The following is a 10,446-nucleotide window of genomic DNA, read 5'->3' as shown; positions in this document are numbered from 1 at the left end:
CTCTTCCAAGGAGAATACTAAACTATAAAACTCCAGAAGAACTATTTGAAATATATCTAGATAAAATCTATTCAATCTAAGTAAATTCAAGTATTTAAGTCATAAACAGAAATTAGTTCAATTTGTTATTGCAATTTATAACTTTCTATCTTTTTAAGTTCATCTGCTTTTTCTTGTTCAAGTTTTTTTAGTTTTATTTTTAATTCCGTAGCTTCGTCTTTACTAATTTCAACTTTATTATTTATTATATCTAAAATTACCTTTTGGTTTTCTTCACTTAAACTTGCAAATTCACTTGCATTAGCGATTGTAAGTCCACCACTTTTTAATATATCACTAAGTTCGGGAATAAGATTTTTATTTATTCTTTCATATCTTCCTACTTGGGTTGAAGATAATTTTAAGTCATTGGCAATTATTTCTCTTATCTTTCCTGGAACTTTCTCACCATTTTTCTTTTTAGTTTTATATAGTTCAGTAAGCCTTTTTACTTGTTCAAGCTTTTCTATTTCTGTTAACTCTCTAGTTTGAGCATTAGCTTGAATAAGAATTATTTCACTATCAATATCATTTGCTTCAATAACTTTACAAGGAGCTAAAGCAAATATTTCATTTCCTTGTTCAACTAATTGTGTAAGAGCAGTATATCTTCTTTCACCACTTATTAACTCATATTTTCCATTATCTAATTTTCTAACTACTAAATTATGATTTAATCCATTCATTTTAATATCTTCTGCCAGTTCATCTACATTCACTATTTCATAGAAATTTTTCTTATTTCTTTCAATATCTTTTATATCTATATATTGAACATTGAAGTTGTTTTTAGCTTCAATCTCATTTGCTTTCTTAACATTTTGTGATACTTGATTTAACATTCCTTGACTTAGTGAAAACTTCTTACTCATATTTATAACAACCTTTCTTTATTTAACTATTTTTTATTGGTGGGTGTCCCCGAGGGACACCTACATTTTTAAAATACTTCTTTACATAAATCTCTATAATTGATACTTGCCCTAGCTTTTTTATTACCAAATACTACTGGACATTCATCAAATGTACTTTCTATTACTTTTACATTTTGTTTTATTGTAGTATTAAATATCTTATCACCTAATAAATTTTTAAGTTCTTTCTTTATTACCCTATTTACTGTTGTTGCCGTATCCATTGTAATAAAGCAACCTTTGAAGTTAAGATTAGGATTAAATTCTTCTTTTATCTCTTGAATACTTTCTAATAAATATTCAAGTCCATCAAGTGCAAATTTATCTATTTTAACTGGTACAAATACTTCATCACTTGCACATAGAGAATTTACAGTAATCATATTAAGACTTGGAGGGCAATCTATTAAGCAATAATCATATTCATCATTAATTTTTGCTAGAGCCTTTGCTAGTCTATTTTGTTGACTTCTATTAACATCTAAAAGAATTTTCTTTTCAGTAAAAGCTAGAGTAACATTACTAGGTATTATTTCTATATTTTCAAAATCTGTTTTTTTGATAACTTTATTTATATCTAAATCTTTATCTAATAAAACATCTGATACTGATAAATCGTCCATACTATACGCTTTAAAAAGTTTTGTAAGATTACTTTGAGGGTCAAGGTCTACTAATAATACTTTCTTATTTTGTTTGCTTAAACAAGCCCCTAAATTTGCTGTAGATGTTGTTTTTGCAACTCCACCTTTTATATTAAAAATTGATACTTTTTTCATAATTAAATCCTTCTTTCTTTTAAATAATTTTTCTGATTATGTATTTATATTGTTGGTGTCCCTTGGGAACATCTATTAATTACTTTTTAAAAATTTGGATATATCTAACTTTACGAGGTATCCTCTCTCCCTTAATAGATACAAAATCTTCATACCCTTGGGAAACATATAAAATTTTAAAATCTTTTAATTCCTCAATATCTTTAATTTTCATATCCCCTAAAAGGTCAACTCTCATTTTTGATTTATCAGCTATCTTTTTATCAGTAGCAGATAAGAAAATATTATAATCTCTCATTTTAACTCAATCCTTTCATTTAAGTTAAACACTCTCGGTTAGCACCTCGTGTTGTTGTTTTTTTGTTGAGCCTAAGACTACATATTGGAGTGAGTTGTAAAGGAAAATGGAATAAAAATTTTTGGCTGCTAACTGCAGATCAAGTTGGCCGACAAAAAATTTTATGGAATGGCTTTACAACTTGAACGGAAATATGATAGGCTAGTGCCTCAAAAAAACAAGATAAAAAAAGAAGTCCCTAAGGACTTCTTACCTATTTAGATGCACTCCATCGGGTACACGCTTATAGTAAAAATAAGTTTAGCTATTCTTTGTTTTAGATTGGTCGCTCGGTAGATGGAACAAGCTAAATCAATAGAATAACTTGACTTATTGAAAAGTTATAAGTGGGTGATGGGATTAGTGCTAGTATAGATAAAAAATTTAATTATTAATGAAGTAATCAATTACCCACAATTAATGTAAAATAATGGTACAATGGTATTGATATAAGAACTACTTTTAATGATATTAATTTTTAGAATATTTGAAATTGATATAACAATTGAACAAACAAAATAAATTTGTATAACAATGTTATAACAATATAAAATGATTATTAAATTGATATAACAATGATATATAAATGTTTCTGAAAATTAAAGTTATGCAATATTGATATAGCATTGACATAACAATTTTTATGTGTTACTATATTTTTATAGTAATTAGGAAATAAAAAAATGAGGTGTAAAAATGGAAAAGAATATTATAAATCAAGAATCTCAAATAATAGGAGCTGATATTGGACGTGGATATGTAAAAGGTTATACGGTTTACAATAGAGAAGCTAGTGAGTGTTGTTTTAAGTCTATAGTTAGTCTTGGTAGAGAAATAGAATTTGATGATTATAAAGATCCTATATATTTAGAAGTTGATGGATATGAATACTTTGCTGGTATATTAGCAGAAGTAGAAGGATATTCACCGACATCAAATAATATGGAATCTAAGGTTACATTAACTGCCGAAAAGTTATTATATGCTCTATTAGATAAGTTAGCAGTAGCAGATAAGGTTAAACTTGTATTAGGTGTTCCCAATAAATCTTATAATAAAAGAACCTTAACAGAAGTAATAGAAGCCTATAAAGGGAAAACTATAAAGATAATTAATAATATAACTAAGCGTTATAAGAATGTTTTAATAGAAGATATATCAATATTCAGAGAATCAGATGCAGCGTTATTTTGGGAGTTAAGAGATAGAACAACTACTAATAAGCCTATTGGAATGGTAACAGTAGGATTTAGAACTACAGAATTTACATACTTTGATAAAGGTATGAAGTTTAATGATAAAAAGTCTAAATCACTTGAACTAGGAAATAAGACAGCTCTTGAATATGTACAAAGAGAATTAAATGATAAATTTAACTTATCTAAAGAGCTATTTGAAATAGATAGTAATATTGGTGATTATGATAAATTAAAAGAAAAAGGTTATAGAATACTTTCAGAAAAAGTAGCTCAAGAAGTCGATAGTTATTGGGTTAATACTGAAGAAATGGATATTTATTTTGGTGGTGGAACTACTCAAAGAATGAAAATATATAATGGTACTTTAGTAGAAGCACCACAAATGGCAACTGCTAAAGGTCTTTATATTGTAGGTACAAAGATCTTTAAATAAGGAGATACTAAAATGGCTAAGATAAGTAAGACTTATACAATAGAAGAAGAAACTTTAAAAATTGTTAAGGAAAATAAAGAAGATAGAAAGCTTTCAAGTGATTCAGCTAGTTTAGAAAGAATAGTCTTAGAATGGGCAATTCTAAAGGGAAATAATAATGCAACGAGTAATGTACATTCTAATATAGATATTAATAAAATAGTAGAAAAAGTATTAGATAGATTGCGTGAAGATAAAAAGAGTTTTTATGAAGAAATAGCAATAGAGAAAGCAAATACTGATTACGATAATTCTATTAATGACTTAGTAAGTGATATACCTGATTAATAGTTATATTATTTTACAATTATAGTTTATAAATTTTAAAATGTGATATAATAGCAGATTAGTAAAAACTAATCTGCTATTATATGTTTTATGATAAATAATCTGCTAAAATTTAGAAAAAAGTGTTATGATAATGTTATATTATGTTATAAGGTGGGATTTATATGGGCGATATTAAGATTGATGAACTTGTTAAATATGTTAATGATAAAATGAGGAATGGTTTATCTATGACTCAAATAGAAAAAGAAATGAAAGTTGGAAAAGATTCAATAAGAAAAAAGCTAAATAGAAATGGGTATAAATTTAGTAATAATAAAAGACAATATATAAAAATAAAAGAAAATAATGGTAATATTAAGGGGATACCAGGTGTTAAAAAAACAAAACAAGATATTATTAAAAATGATAATAAAACGAAAAGTGTTCCCGAAGAACACTTTTTAACACAAGAAGAAATAAAGATATTAAAAGTTATTGCAAAAAATTATAACAAGATGAATACAGATTATAAACTGGAAGGTGAAATAAAAGCTAGATCATTTAAAACATATAAGAATGTAATGGATAAATTTGTAGGCTATTGTAAAGAAAATAAATTATGTCAAAAAGATTGTATAGCAATAGCATTATTAGATTTTATGAATAAATAGAAAAAGTGTTCCCTAGGAACACTTTATTATTTTATATGAATATAATGAAGAAGTATGATATAATTATATTCATATAACCGTATATAGATGGATACGGTGGTTTGGACATTTCTCCACCTTGGCTATTGGTGATTTATCACTAATGAGCGAAAGGTGGTGGTATTGGAGATGCAGGAGATTATAATAATAGGAGTTATAGTATTAGCTCTGATTAGAATGATATTGAAACATAACAAGGACTTTTCTTTGGAATTACAAGTAAAGATACTTGGTTTGAATATAAAAATCCAAAGCAAAGAAAAAAAGCACCCATCTAGCAAATAGCGTACTTTTTTTCTTAATTTAAAAATCATTAAATTTCACCAATAGCCCGAAAGCTAAAAATGTTCTGATTAGGTTAGTGTTAGTAGCACTAACCTTTTCTTATTTATATTATATCAAAAATAAATTTAAAATAAACAAAAAATTAATTTATATTAAATAATATTATTTTTTTTGAAACTAAAGAACGTATTATCTCCAAGTATTATGTGATCTAAAAGTTTGATTCCTAATAATTCACCAGACTCAACAAAACGTAAGGTTTCCTCAATATCAGTTTTACTTGGAGTAGGATCTCCACTAGGATGATTGTGAACTAGAAGGATACTGATAGAGTTAGTTATTATAGCAGTTTTAAAAACTTCAACGGGAGTAGTATGCAAAGTATTTATTGTACCTATTGATACTATAGATATAGAAGTTACATAGTTTTTTGAATCTAAAGTAATTGCAACTAAAATTTCTTTATCAAAATTCACATAAAATGGTTTTATATATTTATAAGTGATTTCAGCAGAATTAAGTTTTTTTCTTAATGAGAAAAATCTTTTATTTTTTTTAGTATTGTTTCTTGAATATAAATTTTTTTCATATAAAATCTCCTTGTAATAGAATAAAAATTTTCAGAAATATTATATAAGAAAATAATAAAAATAGTAAGATAATATAAAGTTATATTATCTTACTATTTTTTATTAAGGTATATATTTATCAACATCTTCAGCTATTTTACTTGTATATTTAGAAAAATCATCAATAGTATATTCATCTGAAAATTCTTCATTAAATTTATTATTTTTTGCAATTAAAGGTAAAACAGAATCTATTTTACTTCTAATACTTAATAATTCAAGTTCAATATCAATAGAATTTAAATTTATAAGTTTTGATTGATATTCATTATCAAAAACTAAAGAATCTAATGATATATTGAAATTTTCAGATAATTTAATCAATGAATTAAGTGAGGGAGCAACTTTCCCAGACTCATAGGCAGAAATAGCTTGTTTAGTAGTTTCAAGTATTTCAGCCAATTGACTTTGAGTTAAATTATTAGACAATCTTATTTTTTTTAGTTTTTCTGGAAAATTTTCTAAATACATATACATCACCCTATTATATTTATAACCTAAGTTAATGATTAAAATAAGTATAAAACAAAAAGTAAATAAAAAAGTTACTAAAGTAATAAAAAAATTGACAAAAGTGTTTTAAATATGTTATTATAAAAACACATCATTCGACAGAATAAAACAAAAAACTTTAAAATATAACATGAGAAAAGGGAATTTTCCACCCTAGCGGTTTGGGTGAACTATATACTTTTTTAGGAGGAATTATGGTTAATAAGGGAAGTTGGAAAAAAGATGATGAATTATTAACAATTATGTTTAACAATGGTTGCACAGCTTTAGATATTTCAATAAAATTAAATAGAACAAAGGAAGCAGTGCAAAAAAGAATACAATATTTGAAAAGGAAAAAAGTAATATTTGAAAGTAATAGAAAACTAAAACAAATAGAGTTAAGAGAAATAAATAAGGCAATAAACTATGAAAGTAGTAAATTTATGAGCAATAGATCACTTGTTAAATCAAGTTTATCAGCATATAAAACTAATTCTTTAGGAGATTTAGTTTTAGATATAGAAAAATCTAATAGAGATGGATATGAATATACTTTGGATATGCCTAAAAGATTAGGTAATGAAGAAATTAGACAGTATAATAAAACATTTTTATATAGTAAAGAAATTAGTTAATAATTTACAGGCTTATGAAAAAGGGATTACAAAAAATAATTGCAAAAATTAATAATGGACTGTAAGTTTATCAAGGGGAGAAGTATCTCCCCAATAAATAAAAAGTGTTCCCTAGGAACACAAAACAAGAGGTGTTTTTTATGAAGTTAGAAAAAATAAAAGAAATATTAAAAAATAAAAAATTAATGGCAATAAGTGGAGTATTAATAATAACAATAGCAGGAGTAACAATATTATATAGTAATCTTGTTCAAGATAATAAAACATTAGTAGGAAGTCAAAAAAATGAAAAAATATTAGAAGATGAAAAAGGAATAAAAAGTGAAGAATTAACTATAGAAGATATAAGTGAAAATAAAGAAGTAGTTGAAGTTTATGATAATCATGTACATGATGAAAATTGTAATCATAATAATGAAAATAGTACAAGCCACGAAAAGGAATCTACATCGGAAAGTGTTATTAATAAAAGTAATGTAGATAATGTGGATAATAATAAAGAAAGTAATAGTAGTAATTCAACTATTAATAATATAAGTAATGGGACATCAAATAGTGTGGTAAGCAATAGTTCTCAAAATTCAGGAAGTATTACAAATAGTAAGCCATCAACAGGTTTTTCATCTTCAAGTAGTAGTTCACAAACTCATGCTCATAACTGGATTCCAATTACTAGCGTAATACAGCATAAGGAGCAAGGACATTACGAGAAAGTTTTAATTAGTGAAGCATGGACAGAAGAAGTTCCAGTTTATGAAGATAGAGAGGTTATGATATGTAATGATTGTGGAGCAGAATTAAATGCATCTAATTGCTATGATCATGTAGAAGAACATTTATTAAATGGTGGAAAGGGGAGCTGGAGAGAAGAGTGGAAGAGAGTTCAAGTAGGGACTAATAAAATAAATCATGATGCAGTATATGAAAATAAATGGGTTGTTGATAAAGCAGCTTGGAATGAAACTGTTATTACTGGATATAAGTGTAGTATTTGTGGTGAAACTAAATAGTATGATTTATAAAAAGATACAAAAATTTTTTGATAAATATTTTGAAATTATATTAAAAATAGCATTAATTATAAATGCGGTTATGATAGTGATTTTATTCTGTATGATAAACACCTAGAAATTAAGATGTTTTCTATAGTAATAAAAATATTAAAATGTGTTCCCGAAGGACACAAAAACTTGATAAGCTAATTTGATTAAAAACACCTATTAATTTAGGTGTTTTTTAATGCAAAAATTATGTAACATAAAGAACTTCAACTATTTAACATGGTTGGAGTTTTTTAATTGCATAATTTAATGAATTGAAAAAGGGGGGAATTGAAATGAATACTGGTGTAATGTGTGGAACTATTGTATCAAATGGAGATCATGTTTGTAAGTATTGCACAGAAAAAGTTGAAAATGAAAAAATGTAAGGGGGAATGACGGTGAGAAAACTTAAAAGAATTTTAAGTTTAGTTCTAACTATGTGCATTTTTATAGGAATGGGTAGTGATATAAAAGCACAAGCACAAACTATAGAAGAAGTTGCTAAGTTAGAAATCAAAGTTAATGGTAAAGGTACTGTTATTGTTGATGATGGCTATTCAGAATATTCCTTAGAAAGTGAAGATGTATTAAGAGCTGATGCAACTGTAAATAGTGATTTGAAATTAACAGTAACTCCTGATGATGGCTACTTAATATCAGCTGTAAGTGGGGTTGATTCTCAGGTTGGAGAAAGTGAAAACAGTAGGATATATGATGTTAGTACAAAATCTGATGGTACTTTTGTTGAGGTAAACTTTGAGAAAGAAACCAAAGAAGAAGTTAACAATGATATAAAAGAAGAAACTAAAGATGAAGTAGATAATGATATTAAAGAAGAAAAAGAGGTATCAGAGATAGCTAAGAAGCTTATCGCAGAATATGAAGCAGGTAATTATAGTTCTTTAGAGTCATTAGAATTTAGAAAGTCTTTAGTAGCTACTCATAAGCTAGAAAGTTATGTAGATAGTGAGTTTTTCTTTAAGCATGAGTATATTCATGACTTAGAAGATACTTATTTAGGTGATTTACTTACTCTTATTAGGTTATCATCTAATTCAATTACTTCTATTAATGATTTATTTAATAGATATAGTGGGGTAGATCCAAAGTATAGCTTATTACCAAGGTACGCTATGTTTTCTAAATTAGGTTACGATGTAGAAATGTTAGATAGTAGATTTGCTAGAAGTGCGACAGTAATGCGTCCTAATCATACTAATATATCTGCACCTGAAAATAGTGTTACATATTATGAAGGTGGTATTTTTATGGGACAGACTGGTGTTTATTCTGTAGATGGTAGAGCAGCATTCTGTGCTGACCATCATAAGACAGACCTACCATCAGGTACTATTTTAAATACTATAACAGAGGTAACAAATGATACTATTAGAAAGATATTGTATTATGGTTCAGAAGGACCAGCTCAAATTAGTGGTTGGACTTACAATTCTTTAAGATTAGGAACTGCTATGGCAATATCTAATCTTAGACATGGGACTACAAGAACTATGGGTGTAAGATTAACAAATGCAGTTTCAGGATTACCATCTCCACCATCTTCTTTTAAAGCTTATATTGGAGATCCATCAAATTCGGCTCTTCAATCAATAGCTTATTGGAGATATAATCCTAAGGGTTCTCTTCAAATATCTAAATCTTCTGCTGATCCATCTATTACAAATGGGAATAACTACTACTCTATAGTAGGGGCAGAATATGGGGTATATACTGGTTCTAATGCAACTGGTCATGTAGCAACTCTTGTGATAGGTTCTAATGGTTGGTCACAAGAAATATCTTTAGATGCAGGAACTTATTATATTAAAGAAACTAAGGCTCCAAAGGGATATGCTTTAGATAATAATATTTACTCTATTACAGTAGCTTCAGGTAGTAAAGCTACAAGAAACTTTACTGACAGACCACAAACTGACCCAGTTAGTATTATATTAAATAAAGTTGATTCTGACACAGGTAATGCATCTCCTCAAGGAAAAGGTACATTAGCTGATGCTCAATTTACTATTAAATTCTATGGGGGAGAATATAACGATGGTGTTAATCCAGGGGAACTAGGAGTTAATCCTACAAAAACTTGGATACTAAAAACAGATTCTAATGGACGTTGTAGATTAAATGATTCTTACAAAGTATCTGGAGATAGTTTTTGGTATAATAGCCAGGGAATACCTACATTACCATTAGGGACTTTAACAATACAAGAAACTAAAGCACCTATTGGATATAAGATAAATTCAGAGATTTTTGTAAGAAGAATAACTCCTAATGGTACAGCAGAGGGGGTTGACACTTATAATGAACCAATAGTAAAAGAGGATGTATTAGAATTTAAAATAAAGAAAATTCAAAGTGGGACTTCAACTTTAATACCTAATGCTAAGTTTAAACACAGTTTGCCTGACGGAAGTATAGAAGACTTACAAACTGGTTCAAATGGTGAAGTAGTTATTAGAGGTTTAACTCAAGGTATTCACAAAATAGTTGAGTTTGAAGCTCCTGAAGGTTATGAAGTAAATAAAAATGAATTTGTGTTTGAAGTTAAGTCAGATAACACTATAAATGTTATTTCTAATACAACAAATATGGGGATGAGTTATTCAGAATTTGAGGGTGAT

Annotated in this window: 11 protein-coding genes; 6 read left to right on the top strand and 5 right to left on the bottom strand. The window is 27.1% G+C overall.

The genetic code is table 11. From position 1 onward, the window contains the following. Positions 1-125: 125 nt before the first annotated feature. From Q0Y03_RS14525 to Q0Y03_RS14515, 3 genes are all read right to left on the bottom strand, one after another. Complete coding sequence (locus tag Q0Y03_RS14525) at positions 126-911, bottom strand: ParB/RepB/Spo0J family partition protein (protein WP_297714523.1); 786 nt, start codon at positions 909-911, stop codon at positions 126-128. Between the two features lie 68 nt (positions 912-979). Then, positions 980-1,732 carry a ParA family protein gene (locus Q0Y03_RS14520; protein WP_297714522.1) on the bottom strand — a complete coding sequence of 251 codons (753 nt, stop codon included), beginning with the start codon at positions 1,730-1,732 and terminating at the stop codon, positions 980-982. Between the two features lie 79 nt (positions 1,733-1,811). Continuing rightward, positions 1,812-2,030 (bottom strand): hypothetical protein, encoded by a 219-nt coding sequence (locus tag Q0Y03_RS14515; protein ID WP_297714521.1) that lies wholly within the window; start codon positions 2,028-2,030, stop codon positions 1,812-1,814. Between the two features lie 735 nt (positions 2,031-2,765). Between Q0Y03_RS14515 and Q0Y03_RS14510 the strand changes: the two genes are divergently transcribed. The 3 genes from Q0Y03_RS14510 (at position 2,766) to Q0Y03_RS14500 (ending at position 4,681) form a co-directional block, all read left to right on the top strand. Next, positions 2,766-3,701, top strand: a complete 936-nt coding sequence (locus Q0Y03_RS14510) for a ParM/StbA family protein (protein ID WP_297714520.1) — start codon at positions 2,766-2,768, stop codon at positions 3,699-3,701. Between the two features lie 12 nt (positions 3,702-3,713). Further along, positions 3,714-4,028 (top strand): hypothetical protein, encoded by a 315-nt coding sequence (locus Q0Y03_RS14505; protein ID WP_297714519.1) that lies wholly within the window; start codon positions 3,714-3,716, stop codon positions 4,026-4,028. 164 nt (positions 4,029-4,192) lie between these two features. Continuing rightward, the gene (locus tag Q0Y03_RS14500) at positions 4,193-4,681 is read left to right on the top strand and encodes a hypothetical protein (RefSeq protein WP_297714518.1); all 489 of its coding nucleotides are present in this window, start codon (positions 4,193-4,195) and stop codon (positions 4,679-4,681) included. Positions 4,682-5,157: 476 nt separating this feature from the next. Here the strand turns inward: Q0Y03_RS14500 and Q0Y03_RS14495 are convergent, their stop codons facing one another. Both Q0Y03_RS14495 and Q0Y03_RS14490 read right to left on the bottom strand, forming a co-directional pair. Next, positions 5,158-5,511, bottom strand: a complete 354-nt coding sequence (locus Q0Y03_RS14495; RefSeq protein WP_297714524.1) for a JAB domain-containing protein — start codon at positions 5,509-5,511, stop codon at positions 5,158-5,160. 186 nt (positions 5,512-5,697) lie between these two features. Then, entirely contained in the window at positions 5,698-6,105 is a 408-nt protein-coding gene (locus tag Q0Y03_RS14490) for a helix-turn-helix transcriptional regulator (RefSeq protein WP_297714517.1), read from the bottom strand. Between the two features lie 236 nt (positions 6,106-6,341). Between Q0Y03_RS14490 and Q0Y03_RS14485 the strand changes: the two genes are divergently transcribed. From Q0Y03_RS14485 to Q0Y03_RS14475, 3 genes are all read left to right on the top strand, one after another. Next, the gene (locus Q0Y03_RS14485) at positions 6,342-6,764 is read left to right on the top strand and encodes a hypothetical protein (RefSeq protein ID WP_297714516.1); all 423 of its coding nucleotides are present in this window, start codon (positions 6,342-6,344) and stop codon (positions 6,762-6,764) included. Positions 6,765-6,904: 140 nt separating this feature from the next. Next, a complete protein-coding gene (locus tag Q0Y03_RS14480; protein WP_297714515.1) occupies positions 6,905-7,774 on the top strand; it encodes a hypothetical protein in 870 nt (289 codons plus the stop codon). Positions 7,775-8,205: 431 nt separating this feature from the next. Continuing rightward, on the top strand, positions 8,206-10,446 hold a 2,241-nt coding region (locus Q0Y03_RS14475; protein ID WP_297714514.1), incomplete at its 3' end, for a SpaA isopeptide-forming pilin-related protein.

Origin of the sequence: Clostridium sp. (assembly GCF_026168755.1) — a bacterium.
Taxonomy (GTDB): domain Bacteria; phylum Bacillota; class Clostridia; order Clostridiales; family Clostridiaceae; genus Clostridium.
Note: the sequence above shows the minus strand (reverse complement) of the source record. Positions and strands in the feature narration are given on the sequence as shown.